Here is an 18,543-nt window from a genome sequence, read left to right on the forward strand (position 1 = left end):
CATTTCTCAATTCCTAACATTCGTCGTAAAGGCGAAACCAAAATTACTATCTTCGTGTTAAAGAATTGAGAAAAAAATTTGAGCAAAAAAAATTTACATAAAGGACATTCGGAAGAATTTTTTGGAGATTACAGAGATTTTTGGTGGAATAAACCGTTCCTGGATCTAACTGCAGAAAGATTAAACCTCAAAAGTGTTAACTCAATGCTGGATGTTGGCTGCGGAAAAGGACACTGGACCAGAACATTGGCGCCCTACCTGAGCCAAAATGCGGAAATCACTGCCGTAGACAATGATAAAAAGTGGTATGTTGAAAATTTAGAACTCGAACATTATTTCTCCGGAAGAGCGCAAAATTTCAGCCTGATGATGGCAGATGCTCAAAAATTGCCATTTCCAGATAACAGCTTTGATTTTGTCACCTGTCAGACGGTACTTATACATCTTCCGGAGCCACAAAAGGCTATAAAAGAAATGAAACGGGTTTTAAAGGACAATGGCATCCTCTTATGCGTCGAACCTAATAATATTATCCAGAGCCTTACTAAAACTTCCCTTTCTAAACATGATTCTATAGAAGAAACGCTGGACCAGATTAAATACCGCCTGATTATTGAGAAAGGGAAACGCAAAATGGGACAGGGCGATAACTCCCTGGGTGATCTTCTGCCTGGCATGTTCGCTATGGAAGATTTAAAAAATATTGAGGTAAGGCTATCAGATAAAGCAATTGCCATGTATCCCCCTTATGATAATGAAGAGCAGGTAGCAACATTAAAGCAATGGCTGGAGGGAGGCTCGTGGAAATCAAATACTCAAAAAGATATCGATTTTTTTAGTGCCGCAGGGGAACAATACATGCCGTTCTACTTTGAATATCAGGAAAAATATAATTCAAGGGACAGTCATATAATGGGGGCTTTACAGCGTGAACAATACCATGCGGCAGGAGGTTCACTCATGTACCTTGTGAGCGCCAGGAAGTAATCTTCTTAAACAAGAGGGCTGGCATTTTCAACAGCTCCTTCATTTCGGCTTCTTAATAGGAGCATCTTCAATTACATTAGACAATACGATGTGGGTTTTTGTCTCCCCATAGGTGATCATTTTATCTATAAATTTCTCCAGATGTGCCTGATCATGAAGCACTACTTCCATAATAATATTTTCGTTTCCGGTAATCCTGTAGCAGTTAAGAACCTCCTCAAATTCCTTTACCTTTTCCAGGAAAGCTTTAAGTCTTCCCATAAAAGCCCTTAAGGTAATAATTGCCTTTAGTTGATGGCCTGCCTGGTTATAGGCGATTTCAGTTCTATATCCTTTTATTAAACCCTGATCTTCCATTTTCCTGATTCTTTCTGCCACAGCGGGAGAAGTTATTCCGACCTTTCTTCCTATTTCTGCATTAGACTGACGAGCGTTGAGCTGAAGGCATTTTATGATCTCCCAATTGAGCTTATCGATTTTCATTTTTAAAAATTTAGAGACTTAAAAATATAAAAATTAAAGCATATTCAGCTCTTTACTTTAAAATCGATGTACAGAATAAGATTCTTGTAGTTAAATTTGAATAAAAGATTTTAAAAATCCTGCTATAAAAATGTCATTACACAATTCCAGCAAGACCACTGAAACAGCTATTTACAAAAAAGCTGTGGAGATTTTCCGTCTTTCGAAAAGTATCTCCCACTACCTTGTGCACGATTTGGGTAACCTGCAGAGAAATGGAAAGGAAAATCCGCATATATATTTTACAGGAGACCTTGTACAGCAATCGGTTTCACTCGCCCCTGAAATTTTAAAGGCTGAAAGCAAAACTTTTTCTGAAGAAAGACACCAGCATGTGGCTTCTCTTACCCGTTTGGTAAATCTCTTACATAAAAACTGTGACCGGCTGGAGCTTTCCAATAGTAACGGAAGAGAATTTCTTAAACTATTAAGAATTGAATTAAAGAAGTTCCGGAAACTTCAGCGTACGTGGATGTTAAGAATGTGATTTATAAAGCCCCTTCAAAAGGGCAAATATCGCCTTATAGAAAGCTAAAAGGTTATTTACACCTGTTCAAAAAAAGCTAAATGAATGCCCTGAATAAGCATATTCGTTCCAATTATGGCGATTATTAGCCCCATAATCTTTTCGACTACTACTATCTTATTCTGACCTATGAATCTAACCAGGTAATCACTGGAAATAAAAGCAAGATGGTTAAGAAACATGATTAATCCGAACATCAGCACAATTACAAGCATGTCCAGGTAACTTGCTGTGGTGGTATAGTTCATCGCAGTGACTATAGTTCCAGGACCGGCCAAAATAGGAATAGCTAATGGCGAAATAGAAATACCTTCATTAAAATCGATTTCTGTCTGGTTATCTATACTCGATTGCTGTGCTCTAATCATTTCAAAACCCACAAAGAAAACCAGGATACCCCCGGTTATTTTAAAAGCAGGAATCGTCAATCCAAAAAGATCGAAAATATATTTCCCCAGTACAATAAATCCGGTTACTATTACAAAGGCAGTAAAGGTGGCTTTTTTAGAAATAAATTTCTTCCTTGCACCATCGGCCTGCTTGGTGAGACTTAAAAAAATAGGAATATTGCCCACAGGATTATTAATCGCAAAAAATGCGGTAAAGGCTCCAATGGCATATAACCAGATATTTTCCATAGTTGTTTTTCCTTTTCAATAGGATCTAAAGTGATCAAATTTTAAAGCCCGCAAAAGTACTTTGAATGTTTGAATTTCAAAGCAATAACCAACTAAAATTTATAAAAGTTTCGAAATTGAAAACACTATTTAATGAGCCAAATTTTGATTAAATCGGGCTCCCCCATTTTTATAGGGGAGACTTCATTTATAATTACATATTCCTTCTATACTGCCCCCCTACTTCAAATAAGGCAGTGGTAATTTGGCCAAGAGAACAGACTTTAGTGGCTTCCATTAAAATTTCAAAAAGATTTTCATTGTTAACCGCGGCGTCCTTCAATTTATCCAGCACATCATCTGCCTTGTTTCCTTTTGCTTTATGCAAGGTGGTAAGAGTTTTTATTTGATGTTGTTTTTCTTCTTCTGTAGCCCTTATGACTTCCCCTAGAGTCACGGTAGGTGATCCTGTAGAACTAAGGAAAGTATTTACACCGATAATCGGGAAATCTCCGTTGTGCTTCAAAGTTTCATAGTACAGACTTTCCTCCTGAATCTTTCCGCGTTGGTACATGGTTTCCATCGCTCCCAGAACTCCTCCCCTTTCGGTAATCCTGTCGAATTCCAGAAGCACTGCTTCTTCAACAAGATCTGTGAGCTCTTCGATAATAAACGAACCCTGAATTGGATTCTCATTCTTGGTTAAACCAAGCTCTTTATTGATAATAAGCTGAATTGCCATTGCCCTTCTTACTGAAGCTTCTGTAGGCGTTGTAATTGCTTCGTCATAAGCATTTGTGTGCAGGGAGTTGCAGTTGTCGTAAATAGCATAGAGCGCCTGCAACGTCGTCCTGATATCATTAAAGTCAATTTCCTGTGCATGAAGCGAACGCCCGGAAGTTTGGATATGGTATTTTAGCATCTGCGCACGCGGATTAGCTCCGTATTTATACTTTAAAGCTTTCGACCAGATTTTCCTGGCTACACGACCAATAACTGCATATTCGGGATCTACTCCGTTGGAGAAAAAGAAGGAAAGATTAGGACCAAATTTGTTAATGTCCATTCCCCGGCTCAGGTAGTATTCTACATACGTGAATCCGTTAGCAAGGGTAAAAGCTAGTTGCGTAATAGGATTTGCACCCGCTTCAGCAATATGATAACCTGAAATAGAAACCGAATAAAAATTCCAGACTTTTTCTTCAATAAAGTACTGCTGAACATCGCCCATTAATCTTAAAGCGAATTCCGTAGAGAAAATACAGGTATTTTGCGCCTGGTCCTCCTTCAGGATATCTGCCTGCACAGTTCCTCTTACAGAACTCAGCGTTTTCTGACGAATGTCTTCGTAAACTTCAGCATCTAAAATCTGGTTTCCGGTTAAGCCCAGCAGCATCAATCCGAGGCCGTTATTTCCTTCCGGCAAATCACCTTTATAAGATGGGCGATCAATTCCGTTGTCGTCATAAAGCTCCTTCAGTTTCGCTTCAACTTTATCTTCAAGATTATTTTCTTTTATGTATTTTTCGCATTGCTGATCGATTGCTGCATTCATAAAAAAGCCGAGCAGCATTGGTGCAGGGCCATTGATCGTCATACTTACTGAAGTCATCGGATCTGCAAGATCAAAACCTGAATACAGTTTTTTTGCATCATCAAGACAGCAGATTGAAACTCCGGCGTTACCAATTTTTCCATAAATATCAGGGCGGTGATCGGGATCATTTCCGTACAGTGTTACAGAATCGAATGCCGTGGAAAGCCGTTTTGCCGGCAAACCTAAACTCACATAATGAAACCTCCTGTTAGTACGCTCCGGCCCACCTTCTCCGGCAAACATTCGCGTAGGATCTTCCCCCTGTCTCTTAAACGGATACAGCCCGGCGGTATAAGGAAATTCACCCGGAACATTTTCCTGAAGGCACCATTTTAAAATATCGCCCCATGCTTTATATTTTGGAAGTGCAACCTTGGGGATCTGCGTATGGGAAAGCGATTCTGAATGTGTGTCGATTTTAATTTCTTTATCCCGCACTTTGAAGGAATAGACCGGCTGCTTGTATTTATTCACTTTTTCGTCCCAGCCGAGGATAATTTCCCAATTATAAGGATCAAGATCCATCTTTACACGATCAAATTCCTTTTTTAGCAAACCTGTAAATTCTTTATTTTCTTCTGAAGTTGCTTCTTCCAAAGCCTCTTCATCCACACCAAATTTGGTGAGATCAAGCTTTACATTAGTGACAGATTCAATAGTTTTATATATTCCGTAGAGCTTTTGAGCTACTTCTGATTGAGATTTGGCTTTTTCGTCATAACTCCGGTTGTTTTCGGCAATTTCTGACAGGTAACGTGTTCTTTTCGGCGGAATTACAAAGATTTTCTCGCTCATCTCCCGTGAGATCTCAAAAGTAGAATTTAATTCTGAATTCGTTTTCTCATCTATCTTGTCCATGATATGCTTATAAAGCGTATTCATGCCGGGGTCGTTGAACTGGGAAGCAATAGTGCCGAAAACTGGCAATTTCTCAGCATCCTCATGCCATAAAGCATGATTTCTCTGGTATTGCTTTTTCACATCACGCAGAGCATCCTGAGCTCCACGTTTATCGAATTTATTGATAGAAACCAGATCAGCAAAATCCAGCATGTCGATTTTCTCAAGCTGGGTTGCCGCTCCAAATTCTGGGGTCATCACATACAAGGAAACATCTGAATGGTCCAGAATTTCTGTATCTGACTGTCCAATTCCTGAAGTTTCCAGGATAATAAGATCGTACTCAGCAACTTTAAGAACTTCTACAGCTTCAGCAACATGTTTAGACAACGCAAGATTGGATTGCCTGGTGGCGAGGGAACGCATATAAACCCGCGGACTATTAATGGAATTCATTCGAATTCGATCTCCAAGCAATGCGCCGCCGGTTTTTTTCTTGGAAGGATCTACAGAAACGATACCGATATTTTTTTCAGGAAAATCGGCTAGAAAACGTCTTACCAACTCATCAACAAGACTGGATTTTCCAGAACCCCCAGTACCGGTAATACCAAGAACAGGAATATTCTTTCCTGATTTTTCTACTTCAGAAAAACTCTTTTCAAACTCCTCATGATTATTTTCAGCTAAAGATATAAGTCTGGCTATGGTGTTTACATCCTTCTCCTTCAGTGCTGCTCCTACACCATCTTTCTTCTGAAGCGGAGGTGTAGGCTCATCTACACGCTTCACCATATCGTTGATCATTCCCTGCAGTCCCATTTCCCGGCCATCATCTGGAGCGTAAATACGGTTAATTCCGTAGTCCATCAATTCTTTGATTTCTTCCGGAAGAATAACTCCGCCACCACCACCAAAAATCTTGATATGGCCAGCGCCTTTTTCCTTTAGAAGATCGTGCATGTATTTAAAATACTCGTTATGCCCGCCCTGATAGGAAGTCATTGCAATAGCATGCGCGTCTTCCTGAATTGCACAATTCACTACCTCTTCCACACTGCGATCATGACCCAAATGGATCACCTCCACACCGGTGGACTGGATGATCCTGCGCATAATATTAATTGCAGCATCGTGACCGTCAAAAAGTGAAGCGGCGGTCACCATTCGTATCTTATTCTCGGGAGTATATGGTTTCTGTTGTTCCATTATCAATAATATCAATTTTTTGATGCTGCAATTTACGAAAATTGTAATTTTCACGACACCTCTTTATTAATTCAATAATACTAAATTCAGTAGAAGTCAAAACCCCTTAAAATGCCTAATTTTAGCCTGAAAACAGCATTTTATGAGCAAAATTACGCTTCTTATACACTGTCCCGATGCCTCGGGGATTATCGCCAGTGTCACTTCTTTTATTTATGATCATAAAGGTAATATAATCTACATTGACCAATATGTAGATGTTGAAAACAAGATCTTTTTTATGCGACTGGAGAGCGAATTTGCTGAAAAAACGGAAATTGGAGTGATAAAAGAGCAGTTTAGGAATAAAATAGGAGAACGTTACCAGATGACGTGGCAGATGTATACTGCAGGCGCACCCCTAAAAATGGCAATTTTCGTCTCTAAGTATGATCATTGTCTTTACGACATTCTTGGAAGATATAAATCTGGCGAGCTTGATGTCACTATCCCAATGATTATAAGCAATCATGAAGATTTAAAGCCCATAGCAGAAAGTTTTGATATTCCTTTTTACCCTGTTCCGGTACTTAAGGGTAAAAAAGAAGAAGCTGAAGCACGCCATCTGGAATTACTTCAGAAGGAAAAGATCGACTTAATAGTCCTGGCGCGTTATATGCAAATTATTCCACCTAATTTAATCAGAGCTTTTCCAAACAGGATCATAAATATACACCACTCCTTTTTACCAGCTTTTGCCGGAGCAAAGCCGTACCATATGGCCTATAAACGCGGAGTAAAAATTATAGGTGCCACAAGTCATTATGTTACCGAAGAACTGGATGCAGGACCAATTATAGAACAGGATATTTCCCGGATTTCCCACAGCCACTCCATTAAAGACCTGATTTTAAAAGGAAGGGACCTGGAGAAAATAGTTCTGGCCCGCGGAATTAAGCTGCACATTTCCCGGAAAACACTTGTTTATAACAACAAGACCATCATTTTTATCTGATCTTTCAGTAAAACTGGATTAATAAATTGAAGCTAATTACCTGCTGAAGACCTTTCAGCCTGCAAAGCTTTTATTTTATCCTATCTTTGAAAAAAAGAACATCATGAAAAAGTACTATTCTTTGTGCCTACTATTTATTTTTACATCCTGTGCAGAATTGCAGGATATTGCAAGCCAGTTACCGCAAGGAGGATACGGAGTAAGTAATAACGATATAGCGGCAGGTCTAAGGCAGGCTCTGGATATGGGAATAGACAAACAAGTTACCAAGCTTACCCAGGAGGACGGTTTTTTTAAAAATGAACTTGTTAGGATAACCTTACCCCCGGAATTACAAAAAGTAGATAAAACCTTACGGGATGTAGGGCTGAGTTCCCTGGCGGATGAAGGCCTTAGAGTTCTCAACAGGGCCGCAGAAGATGCAGTAAAAGAGGCTACACCTATATTTGTAAATGCGGTACAGGAAATCACTTTTACAGACGCCCGGAATATTTTGTTAGGTGCTGATAATGCTGCCACTCAATATCTAAATAGCAAAACAGAAACTGCATTATATTCAAAATTTAATCCTGTTATAGAAAATTCTCTGGATAAAGTAGGAGCCAACCAGGTATGGAGTAACCTTATCCAGAGATATAATAGTCTCCCACTCACTACCAATGTAAATCCCGACCTTCCGGATTATGTAACACAGGAGGCGTTAAAAGGCGTGTATACGATGATTGCAGTAGAAGAAAAACAAATACGTGAAAAAGCAGCTTCCCGAACCACAGCCTTACTACAAAAAGTTTTTGCTTTACAGGATTAGCTGCAGATGCTTAATTTTTTTTGCGAAAATTAACAAAACTTCAATTATCCCGCTGCTTTTTACCACAAGGTTAACTAGAGATTAATAAAACTTAAGCCACCCGCTACTTACCTTTGTAAAGTGAATAAGGAAAATTATGTTTAGAATTTTTACAAAAAAGAAGCGGGAGGAGCGGCTTTGTGAAAAATATAAGGAACTTATGTATAAAGCATACAAGTCCGCACTCTATGACAAAGAAAAAAGCGATAAACTTAATTCCAGGGCAAAGAAAATCCTGTGGGAATTACGAAGATTAAATTACAGGGAAACAGACGCCTGGTCCTGAAGATTTAAAAAATAATCCATCGCTTGTATAAGTCGGCTGCCATACCAGCTGAAGAATTCTCCGTCTACTAATTCTATTTCTGCATCTATATCTTTAAAAATCTCCTTGTGCTTTTCTTTAAAAGGATAAGGTTCTGAAGATAAAAGAATAAGATCCAATTCCAGATTTTGCAACTCCTCAAGAGTGGTTTCGGGATATCTACCGGAAAAAACATTATCAAAGCGGTTTAACTCCAACAATTCATTAATAAATGTTTCTTTTCCAGCCACCATTAATGGATCTTTCCAGATAAAGTAACCAACTTTTTTTATTCTCTTACCTTTAGTTTTAGCCTCAAGCTTTTTCTTTTTTTCACGTACTTCTGCAATCATGGATTCAACCCGGGCTTCTTTTTGAAAAATCTTTCCATACTGGCGCATTAATTTAAAAGCATCCTCGAGGCAATAAATATCTGAAACATGTACGGGAGCTATCTTTTCCAGCTCTAACATCATTTCTCTAGTGTTTTCTTCTTTATTACAGAGAATAAGATCTGGCTGCAGCGCTTTAACTTTTTCTATATGAACGGATTTTGTTCCTCCTACGATTTTCTTTCTTGTCCGCAAACCTTCAGGATAGACACAAAATTTTGTTATACCGGCAATATTGTCTTCCAGCCCAAGATCGAAAAGCAGTTCCGTCTGACTTGGTACTAAAGAAATGATTCGTTTTGGATTTTCTGAAATTGTAATCTTACGTTGGAGCTGATCTCTAAATTCCATAGCAGATTACAGTTGCCTTAGCTCCTCTGCCATTTGTTGCTGAAGAACTTCTGCCTTGGCACCGGCAACTTTAGCAAAATTAGGAGAATCTGCAGCGTATATTATTTTTCGTGCAGAATTAACCAGAAGACCTACATCTTTATTCATTCCGTATTTACAAACCTCCTCCAGCTTTCCGCCCTGTGCGCCAACTCCCGGCACCAGCAAAAAACTATCAGGCACAATTTTTCTGATCTCCTGCAAATACTCAGCTTTAGTTGCACCAACTACGTACATCAGATTTTCCGAATTTTTCCAGGTTCTGGAAGTTTTTATTACCTCCTTGTACAATTCAAGATCGTTAATTTTTTTAGTCTGAAAATCGAAAGCACCTTCATTTGAAGTTAACGCCAGTAAAATGGTATGCCTGTTCTGAAATTCGAGAAAAGGCTCTACCGAATCTTTACCCATATACGGCGCCACTGTAACCGAATCAAACCCCATATCGAGGAGGAAAGTTTTAGCATACATCCTGGAAGTATTGCCAATATCACCGCGCTTGGCATCGGCTATGGTGTAAATCTCAGGATAATTGTCGTGCAGATAATCTACGGTTTTCTGCAGGGCTTTCCAGCCTTCTATTCCGCAGGCTTCATAAAAAGCTGTGTTTGGTTTATATGCCACAGCAAATTTGTGGGTGGCATCAATAATTGCTTTATTAAAGGCAAATATAGGATCTTCCTCAGAAAGCAGATAAGATGGAATCTTCTCCAGGTCTACATCTAAGCCGATACATAAAAAGGATTTTTTCTTATGGATTTGATTTATCAGCTCTTGAATTGACATAGTTATCAGTTATCAGTTATCAGTTATCAGTTATCAGTTATCAGTTATCAGTTATCAGTTCGATTGCTCGCCAAAGGCTCGCAATTTTTTTCCATATTAAAGCTTTCTTTTTTCTCAACTTTTCACTTTTCACCCTTCACGGATTAAAAAATATCTGAATTCTCTTTAAGCTTCTCAGTATTCTCTACCAGCTGAAGTTCATCAAGTATCTTCTGAATATCACCATTGATTATGTTGGAAAGATCGTATAAAGTTAAATTGATCCTGTGATCTGTAACCCTTCCCTGGGAGTAATTGTAAGTCCGAATTTTTGCACTACGGTCACCACTGGAAACCATCGAATTTCTCTTGGCTGCATCTGCTTCCATCTTCTTCGCCAGCTCCATTTCATAAAGTCGTGAACGCAAAACCCTAAATGCTTTCTCCTTGTTTTTATGCTGGGATTTTTGATCCTGGCACTGTGCCACAAGTCCGGTTGGTTCGTGGGTTAACCTTACAGCAGAATAAGTTGTGTTTACAGACTGACCGCCGGGACCTGAAGAACAGAAATAATCTACGCGGACTTCCTTTGGATCAATCTCCACGTCGAATTCTTCAGCTTCAGGCAATACCATAACTGTTGCTGCAGAAGTATGCACCCTCCCCTGCGTTTCCGTTTGGGGAACACGCTGTACACGGTGGACTCCAGCTTCAAATTTTAAAGTTCCGTAGACATCCTCTCCGGAAACTTCAAAAATCATTTCTTTAAAACCACCACTGGTGCCCTCGCTAAAATCCACAATATTGTGCTTCCAGCCTTTACTTTCTACGTATTTGGTATACATCCTGTAAAGATCACCTGCAAAAATACTGGCTTCGTCACCTCCTGTACCGGCACGGATTTCCATGACCACATTCTTGGCATCTTCAGGATCTTTTGGAACAAGCATCATCCTGATTTTTTCTTCCAGTAGGGGAAGTTGTTCCTTAGCCTCTTCCATCTGAAGCTTCGCCATTTCGGTCATCTCAGGATCACTCCCGTCTGCAATAATTTCTTCAGATTCCTGGATATTTTGCGTTAGTTCCATGTAAACTTCACGCACATCCATTAATGCTCTTAGATCCTTATATTCCTTGTTTAATTCTATATATCGCTTCTGATCGGCAATTACATCCGGCTGAATGATCAAATCATTTACTTCATCAAATCGCTGCTTTACTATGTTAAGCTTCTCAATCATATAACCCCTCTGATTTATGGATGCCCAAATTTACAATAAATTCATTTAATTATTAGGTGGAAATCAACAGGTCATTGGAAACCTGCTCCAAACCTGATAGTTAACCTTGAGATAAAATCGGATTAAACCTGAAAAAGATCAAGAAACCTCGCTATTGCGAAAATCTTATTATGAAGTTAGTAACTGAAGGCTCCAAATTCACTTTGTATCGTCAATTTCTTAGAACCGGAAGCCTCGACTTTCCCGATGATCTTAGCGTCAACATTAAAAGATCTGGAAATATTGATAATCTCTTCTACATTTTCCTCATCTACATACAGCTCCATACGGTGTCCCATGTTAAACACCTGGTACATTTCTTTCCAGTCGGTTTTGCTTTCCTGCTGAATAAGTTTGAAGAGTGGTGGCACCTCAAACATATTATCTTTTATAATATGTAAATTATCTATAAAATGAAGGATCTTTGTTTGTGCTCCTCCACTGCAATGAACCATTCCATAAATTTCTTTATTGCTGAACTTTTGAAGGATTTTCTTAATAATTGGTGCATATGTTCTGGTAGGAGAAAGCACCAGTCTGCCTGCATCAAGAGGAGCGCCTTCAATTTCATCTGTCAGCGATTTTGTTCCTGAATATACCAGATCATCAGGAATGCTGCTATCAAAACTTTCCGGATATTTTTCTGAAAGCACTTTGGAAAAGACGTCGTGCCTGGCAGATGTGAGACCATTACTCCCCATTCCGCCGTTATATTCCTTCTCATAAGTTGCCTGCCCCGAAGAAGACAAACCAACAATTACATTTCCGGGTTTTATATTTGCATTGTCAATTACATCACTGCGTTTCATCCTGGCAGTGACTGTAGAATCCACAATTATCGTTCTTACAAGGTCTCCGACATCGGCCGTTTCTCCACCTGTAGAATGAATTTCCACTTCAAATTTCTTTAATTCAGAAATTAATTCTTCTGTTCCATTAATAATAGCGGAAATCACTTCACCAGGTATAAAGTTTTTATTTCTACCGATGGTTGAAGAGAGCAAAATTTTATCTGTAGCACCAACACATAAAAGATCATCAATATTCATTATTAGCGCATCCTGAGCAATTCCTTTCCAAACCCCCAGATCACCGGTTTCCTTCCAGTACATATAAGCAAGGGAAGATTTTGTTCCGGCACCGTCGGCATGCATTAACAGACAAAATTCCTCCTCTCCAGTAAGATAATCGGGTACAATTTTGCAAAATGCTTTTGGAAATAAACCTTTGTCCACATTTTTGATCGCATTATGAACATCTTCTTTACCTGCGGAAACTCCACGGCTGGCATACCTTTTACTAACTTCCTGGCTCATGAGTAAAACTGAATTTAAGTCTCAAAGATAAGGAGTTTAGCCTTCCCAGTGAAAGATTTATAAAAGCAAAAGCGATAGTCATTAAAGACTACCGCTTCCACTTAAAGAATTGGTTGGTTAATTCTTATTCCCAGTCCGGCATCTTCGCATTTTGGAAGAGCAGGTTCCTGTTTTCATTCTCATTACTATCATCACCTATACTTTGGGTATAGATATCTAAAGGTGAAAGACCATCATTAGAAGTATTTACGAATATGACTTCAGCTTCATTGGGAGAAAACCGTGGATCAAGATCGTTCGTCCCTTCAGGCTTGTTATAACTAATATCCTTAATCTCACCACTGGAAAAATTGTAAATAAACATACGACTATCCAGCTGACGATTATTTTCGTTCTCATATTCAGAAATATCCCTGGTAAAGAGCAACGCACTATTATCAACAGCAATATCTATACTCCCTAAAGCACCATCAACACCAGAAATAACAGATTGTTTAAGCTGACCTTCAGGAGAAATTGTAAAAATAGAGCCATTGTAGCCATTAGGATCATTTGTAAGCAGAGCAATTGTGCTGTCATCCTCACTCACATCCACATCTGTAATAAATTTGCCATTAGGAGTCCGGTAAATTCTTTGTATTCCTCCCCCTGTTGCACTTACCTGATAAAGATCCCCGAAATTAGGAAAAACTAATGAAACACCATCGTTAGCCCACGAGAAACCAACCTTCTCCATATCGTATCCATTTACAGAAATATTAGAGGTAACCTGAAATTGGTTAGATCCATCGGAATTCATAGTGAAAAGCTGCGTACGCCCTCCAACAGTTCTCAAAAAAGCTATTTTATTTGATGAATTATTCCGCCTTGGCCTGAAACTATTAACATCAGAAGCGGTCAGTTGTATCTCACTTCCTTCTCCATTGGAGGAAAAGATAACATTGTTACCATTTATCTGCTTTACATATAAATATCTTCCGCCAGACACCTGTGCCGTCTGGAAAGCAAAAACAGGACTTAAAACAGGATCATTTACACTATCTGAAACTTTTACCTGCCAGAAATATTTATAGCCCTGATTAAGATCAGTAACAGTATATGTGGTATCTGTTATATTGGAAAAAGTTCTAACCTGATCATTTGCACCATTTCTTAATTCAAGTTCATACACGAGTTCGTCCCCATCGCGATCTCCTGAACTCCAGACAAACTCCACCGGAATAGCAACATCTGTAGCATTATCTGCCGGGGATAATAGTCTCGGCACCTCTGGCTGGCGATTATTTGCAGATTCCGGTTCCAGTTCAAAAATAACACTTACTTCAGTATTTGGCCGAACTGTAGCTCCCTCAAATTGAGTTAGCAACCCCTCCTTTCTCGCTTCTACAGAATAGTCTCCCTCTGCAATATCTTCTAAAATAAAAATTCCGTTCTCATCTGTAAAAACTGTGGAGGATGCAGGGTTTGTTGAAATCCTTACATTTTGTATTGGTTCGTTAGTGCCTTCTGTTACCACTGTACCCGCAATAGTTCCGCTTCCCAGCGCGTCTATAGTGTCTTCACTACAAGCACTAAACAGAAGCAGTGAAATTACGGCTAGTATATGTTTTATATTTTTCATAGGTTAAGTTTTAATTATTTTGTGATTGGCTGGAGCTTCCTAAATAAAAATTTACACCAATTCCAAAGTTGAAAAACTGATCATTCCTTTTTCCATTAATCAAATAATCTACTTCATCATCGAATGCCAGGTTATGCTGAGCGAAAATCTTCAGCCCCAGCTTATCGTTTAATAAATATTCAGCACCTATTCCATATTGGAACTTCAAATGAATATTATCCTGATCTTCCGGTGCTTCCTCCACTCCCATTATGACTCCCGAACCTCCATAGAGATACGGAGAAATTTTGTCATTTGGGAGGAGAAGATAACCTCCATTAAGATCAAGTCCTACTAGCTTTCTGGAAAATGCGTTCTCGTTTTTTAATTCAAATCCACTTGCACTTACATTTAGGAAAAGGGATTTCGATATTCCAGTAGTGTAATCAAAAGTTAAATGAGCACCCGCTTCCTGCCCTGAATAATCTCCCCGCATAATAGTAGCACCCATGTCTAAGCCAAAGGAGTTATTATAATTTCTTTGGATAAATTTCCTGTTATAAAGTCCAGTTAAGTCTGAATCTTCTTTTTCAGCTTCGTAATCTGAAATTAACTGGGCCGACACCTCTTCTCCTTCCTGTGCACTCCACAAATCATCTTTTAAGCCTTCAACAATAAGCCCTTCTACAGCCTTTTCTATAGCTTCTTTTACCGCCACCTGTACAGGTTCGTTTCTTGTAAAACCCGTTTCTACCTCAAGTAGTCGTTGAAAACTTACATATTTATAAAGGCTTACATCCAATGCCTGGGAAAGAATGGTCTTGGATATATATATATTTTTAAGGATTTTCCCACTGGAAGTAGAAATTGCTCTCAAGTATATTGTGATTCTATCCTGTCTATATTGAGTACTACTTCCCACCCCAAAATAACGTGCTCCCATACCACCAGTGATAATGTTGGTATCATAAGAAACAATTCCTCCCTCAAGTAAGATTCCCGCATAAAGTAAAGGCGGCACCTGCGGCTGATTTTGATCTCCGCCTGCCTGATATTCCTGTCGTGTAGATCTTATAATATTACGTTCATTTAAAAGATTACCAATATTCTCACGTTCTATAGGAGTGAACCAACGCGAATCTTCGAGAGCTTTAATTAATATGGAGGTAGCACCCTGAGTGACTGCAGTACTAAAGGTACTTCCCACATCTGAAGGTTTATATTGCCCCGTTAAATCTCTAAAGTTGTAAACACCAACTACCACAGGCTCCTGTGGAAGAGGTAAAGTTCTTAGCCTTTCGGTTACTTTGGAGGTTTCGCCAATTCTGGCTTCTGTAACATCCACCGGTTGATTAAAATAAGTACCACAGGATAGAGTAACTGATGTGAGTAGGATTACTCCAGCAATTCTAAAAAAGTTCATAAGGTGTAGGTTATTTAATTTGGGATCACAATTTGGGTTTGCTCACCAGTATTTGTATCGAGTATATTTATAACGAGTCCTTCGTTAGATGGATAAATGTCTACCGCGAGACTACCAAAAGAGTAAGTCCCGGGTGATAAGCCTTCTTCTCCAAACTGACTCGTAAAGGCACTTCTTGAGACCTGCCCTAATAGTTGGGAATTTAGACTTTGAGTAAACCTCTCCATTTCCGATAGCTGCTCTCTTCCTGAAGTGGCATCGGGATCTTTAAATGAATTTTGTGCCTGGGCTGATGCCAGCAGCCATTGTGAATTATAGGGATTACCCCCAAAAGCCGGGTTCTTAGGAGTATAGACTAGTTGTTGAGCGTCCATGGAAGAACTTCCCAGAATAATAAAAAATAGTATAAGTAGAGATTTCATAGGTTAATTTTGGGTTAGTATTGGGTTACGCTTTCATTTCTATTTTTTAAATACTCAAAATAGCGGTTGACTTGTGCTAAAGCCTGATCTGCCTGATCTTTTAAATAGTCTAATTTAGGCCTGGCAAAAAACTGATAGATAACTCTGTCATCTATCTTCACCATAATTCTTGTGGTCCTTCCAAAACTGATCATTTCATCAATTTCAATAATCTTATTTCCTTTAGCCGGACTGAGATTGTATTTCTGATAAAAAAAATCGTAGAAATCTTTACCAGGTTTAGTTTTGGTTTTTTCCGTTACCATTCCCGTTAATTCAATTCCTTCATTGGGTTTTTCATAAGACATTTTTTCTTCTACCTTTTCCTGTTCTGTAGCGTCATAAACTTTTCTATCTGTTCCTATAACTTTATCATCTTCATCATAAATAAGTAGCAGAATAATTGTCCTGTTATCAGGATCAACAGAAACAGAAGCATGAGAAAGATTTTTTGTTTCAAATGGCTCTAAAGTAAAACGTCCCGACTGGGAATTTTTTGAAGAATTGTTATTGCCATCATTAGAAGTAATGACAGATAATTCATATCGAAGGCTGAAATTACCTTCTGTTTTATTAGTTGCTGTACCCACGATTTCAAGAATATCGTTTTTACTATCATTCGTATTTATGACAGCTTCTACTTCTGAATTAAAATTTTGACCAGAAAGTAAACCACAAAATAGAAATACCGGTAAAGCCAACCAGAAATGATATGCATTACTAGAAAAAAACATTATCCTCATTTAAAATTTCTAACAATTACAGTTTGATCTTCACCAGTCATACTAAATTTAAGATTGTTTCCTATGGAATTTGATCCGTACCTTTGGAAGTCATTATTATTTCCAGTTTGTGTCAGGTCCAATCCCATCTTCTCATAAGGAGCATAAGAATCGTCAGAAACTTTATTAGAATTACCTAATTGACTTATAATGGCATGATAAGTTTCTGAATTTATATCAAGTAAAAGATCATTATTCTGACCATTTTGTATGAAGCTTACATTTGAACTTTCAGCACTTATTCGGGTAACCAAATTATTATCACCCCCAATTTGTTCAATAAAAACCTGACTACTTCCAGTAGTTTTAACGGATTCTATTTTCTGAAATTCCAACATTTTCTGCATCATTTCTAAATCCCTTTCTGTTTGGGAAAATGAAAACTGAGAAAAGAAAATAACAACAATTACGATCCAATTACTAAAATTTTTCATATTATAGAAATTTAAAATAAGGGACAGTCAATGCAGACTGCCCCCTATTTTTTTAAAGAGTTGAATTAGTTAGACTGCTGAACAAAAGTTGTTTGGTTATATCCAGATTGATTTACAACACTAAGCATATCATCACCTGATTGTATTACTGCAGCCTCGTGAGAACTACCGAACTGATCAACATATGAATGATTATCATCTCCACTTTGAGTTACCCATGCAGCATTCTCGCCAAATAATCCACCATATTGGATAACACTTGAATAGTTGTCATCTCCAGACTGATCTACAGAAGCATCGTTTGCAGAACCTATTCCAGATTGGTCTACCTCTGAATTGTTATCAATTCCACTCTGAGTTACCCAAGCCTGGTTGTAACCAGCCCCAAGAAAGCCTGCATCTTGAGTTACACTGGACTCGTTGTGGTCTCCTGATTGTACTACTGAAGCATCATTATATGAGTTATCTTGGTCTACATAAGAATCATTGTCTTTACCTGATTGAGTTACCCAAGCCTGGTTTCTCGTTCCGTCCTGATCAATATCAGAATCATTCCAGCGAGCAGACTGCACTACATAAGCCTCATTCTGGTATCCATCTTGAACCACGTAAGACTCGTTATCATATCCACTTTGATCTACATTAGCATGATTGTCTCCTCCTGGGGTGGTAAAAAACCAGAAACCGGAATCTTCACCAGACTGTTTGATGTAAGAGTAATGATCTTCGCCGCTTTGCTTAGTATACGCTGTTTGATCTTCACCTGACTGATTTACATCAGCAGTAGAATTATCGCCCATTTGGTCTACTTGCGAATAATGATCTTCTCCAGCCTGAATTACTGTTGCAGCATGGTTGCTACCAGACTGATCAACATAACTGTCACTGTCTTGAGCAAAAACTACTGCTCCACACATTAGCGCTGCTGCGCTTAAAACTACTTTTTTCATAATTTGAAATATTAAATTGGTTATTAAATTGATTACAATTTCAATAAATTATTGTGGGGTAATTTTAAACGAACAGAATTTAGGGTTTCTGATCTATCATCCTTTAGGGTGTGGATGGTGATAAAGAAGGGTGGGTTTCTAATCACAAGGCTAAACTAAGCAAAAGCTTTCGTGTCAAAAATTGTTTTCGATGTAAAACAAAATTAATTGTTAAAACACTAAGGCTTTCGTAATACCATTAGCAAAATATGAAGATTCCTAATCGTACTTTAGCTCAAATTACATTTTTTTGAACGTAGAATCTTAC

18 protein-coding genes are annotated in these 18,543 nt (G+C 38.5%); 5 read left to right on the forward strand and 13 right to left on the reverse strand.

Annotated elements, in window-relative coordinates:
- Positions 1-78 precede the first annotated feature (78 nt).
- Positions 79-987 (forward strand): class I SAM-dependent methyltransferase, encoded by a 909-nt coding sequence (locus tag RM549_RS07110; RefSeq protein ID WP_311683192.1) that lies wholly within the window; start codon positions 79-81, stop codon positions 985-987.
- Positions 988-1,026: 39 nt separating this feature from the next.
- On the opposite strand, the gene RM549_RS07115 is transcribed toward RM549_RS07110, so the two are convergent.
- Positions 1,027-1,470 carry an Lrp/AsnC family transcriptional regulator gene (locus RM549_RS07115; RefSeq protein ID WP_311683194.1) on the reverse strand — a complete coding sequence of 148 codons (444 nt, stop codon included), beginning with the start codon at positions 1,468-1,470 and terminating at the stop codon, positions 1,027-1,029.
- A 130-nt stretch (positions 1,471-1,600) separates the two neighbouring features.
- Between RM549_RS07115 and RM549_RS07120 the strand changes: the two genes are divergently transcribed.
- On the forward strand, positions 1,601-1,996 hold the full coding sequence (locus tag RM549_RS07120) for a hypothetical protein (RefSeq protein ID WP_311683197.1): 396 nt from the start codon (positions 1,601-1,603) through the stop codon (positions 1,994-1,996).
- 56 nt (positions 1,997-2,052) lie between these two features.
- On the opposite strand, the gene RM549_RS07125 is transcribed toward RM549_RS07120, so the two are convergent.
- Both RM549_RS07125 and RM549_RS07130 read right to left on the reverse strand, forming a co-directional pair.
- Positions 2,053-2,673, reverse strand: coding sequence for a MarC family protein (locus tag RM549_RS07125; RefSeq protein ID WP_311683199.1), 621 nt, complete (start codon positions 2,671-2,673; stop codon positions 2,053-2,055).
- Positions 2,674-2,866: 193 nt separating this feature from the next.
- Positions 2,867-6,298, reverse strand: coding sequence for a methylmalonyl-CoA mutase family protein (locus RM549_RS07130; protein ID WP_311683201.1), 3,432 nt, complete (start codon positions 6,296-6,298; stop codon positions 2,867-2,869).
- Positions 6,299-6,440: 142 nt separating this feature from the next.
- Here RM549_RS07130 and purU point away from each other — a divergent pair, with 142 nt between their 5' ends.
- From purU to RM549_RS07145, 3 genes are all read left to right on the forward strand, one after another.
- Positions 6,441-7,292, forward strand: coding sequence for a formyltetrahydrofolate deformylase (purU, locus tag RM549_RS07135; protein WP_311683203.1), 852 nt, complete (start codon positions 6,441-6,443; stop codon positions 7,290-7,292).
- Positions 7,293-7,395: 103 nt separating this feature from the next.
- A complete protein-coding gene (locus tag RM549_RS07140; RefSeq protein ID WP_311683205.1) occupies positions 7,396-8,100 on the forward strand; it encodes a DUF4197 domain-containing protein in 705 nt (234 codons plus the stop codon).
- Positions 8,101-8,236: 136 nt separating this feature from the next.
- Positions 8,237-8,425 (forward strand): Lacal_2735 family protein, encoded by a 189-nt coding sequence (locus RM549_RS07145; protein WP_311683207.1) that lies wholly within the window; start codon positions 8,237-8,239, stop codon positions 8,423-8,425.
- Here the strand turns inward: RM549_RS07145 and RM549_RS07150 are convergent.
- The 10 genes from RM549_RS07150 to RM549_RS07195 form a co-directional block, all read right to left on the reverse strand.
- Positions 8,398-9,186 carry an ABC transporter substrate-binding protein gene (locus RM549_RS07150; protein WP_311683208.1) on the reverse strand — a complete coding sequence of 263 codons (789 nt, stop codon included), beginning with the start codon at positions 9,184-9,186 and terminating at the stop codon, positions 8,398-8,400. The two genes, RM549_RS07145 and RM549_RS07150, sit on opposite strands and share 28 nt — an antisense overlap.
- A 6-nt stretch (positions 9,187-9,192) precedes the next feature.
- Positions 9,193-10,011 (reverse strand): orotidine-5'-phosphate decarboxylase, encoded by an 819-nt coding sequence (gene pyrF, locus RM549_RS07155; protein WP_311683210.1) that lies wholly within the window; start codon positions 10,009-10,011, stop codon positions 9,193-9,195.
- 143 nt (positions 10,012-10,154) lie between these two features.
- Positions 10,155-11,231, reverse strand: a complete 1,077-nt coding sequence (gene prfA, locus RM549_RS07160; protein WP_311683213.1) for a peptide chain release factor 1 — start codon at positions 11,229-11,231, stop codon at positions 10,155-10,157.
- A 176-nt stretch (positions 11,232-11,407) separates the two neighbouring features.
- Positions 11,408-12,586: an AIR synthase related protein gene (locus RM549_RS07165; RefSeq protein WP_311683215.1), complete on the reverse strand. Its 1,179-nt coding sequence runs from the start codon at positions 12,584-12,586 to the stop codon at positions 11,408-11,410.
- Positions 12,587-12,710: 124 nt separating this feature from the next.
- Complete coding sequence (locus tag RM549_RS07170; protein ID WP_311683217.1) at positions 12,711-14,207, reverse strand: carboxypeptidase regulatory-like domain-containing protein; 1,497 nt, start codon at positions 14,205-14,207, stop codon at positions 12,711-12,713.
- 10 nt (positions 14,208-14,217) lie between these two features.
- Positions 14,218-15,609 (reverse strand): CsgG/HfaB family protein, encoded by a 1,392-nt coding sequence (locus tag RM549_RS07175; RefSeq protein ID WP_311683219.1) that lies wholly within the window; start codon positions 15,607-15,609, stop codon positions 14,218-14,220.
- Between the two features lie 14 nt (positions 15,610-15,623).
- On the reverse strand, positions 15,624-16,031 hold the full coding sequence (locus RM549_RS07180) for a curli production assembly/transport component CsgF (RefSeq protein ID WP_311683221.1): 408 nt from the start codon (positions 16,029-16,031) through the stop codon (positions 15,624-15,626).
- A gap of 14 nt (positions 16,032-16,045) precedes the next feature.
- On the reverse strand, positions 16,046-16,804 hold the full coding sequence (gene csgH, locus RM549_RS07185; protein ID WP_311683223.1) for a curli-like amyloid fiber formation chaperone CsgH: 759 nt from the start codon (positions 16,802-16,804) through the stop codon (positions 16,046-16,048).
- 5 nt (positions 16,805-16,809) lie between these two features.
- Complete coding sequence (locus tag RM549_RS07190; RefSeq protein WP_311683225.1) at positions 16,810-17,286, reverse strand: hypothetical protein; 477 nt, start codon at positions 17,284-17,286, stop codon at positions 16,810-16,812.
- A gap of 65 nt (positions 17,287-17,351) precedes the next feature.
- A complete protein-coding gene (locus RM549_RS07195; protein ID WP_311683227.1) occupies positions 17,352-18,236 on the reverse strand; it encodes a hypothetical protein in 885 nt (294 codons plus the stop codon).
- Between the last annotated feature and the right edge of the window lie 307 nt (positions 18,237-18,543).

The organism is Autumnicola patrickiae, assembly GCF_031846525.1.
GTDB lineage: Bacteria > Bacteroidota > Bacteroidia > Flavobacteriales > Flavobacteriaceae > Autumnicola > Autumnicola patrickiae.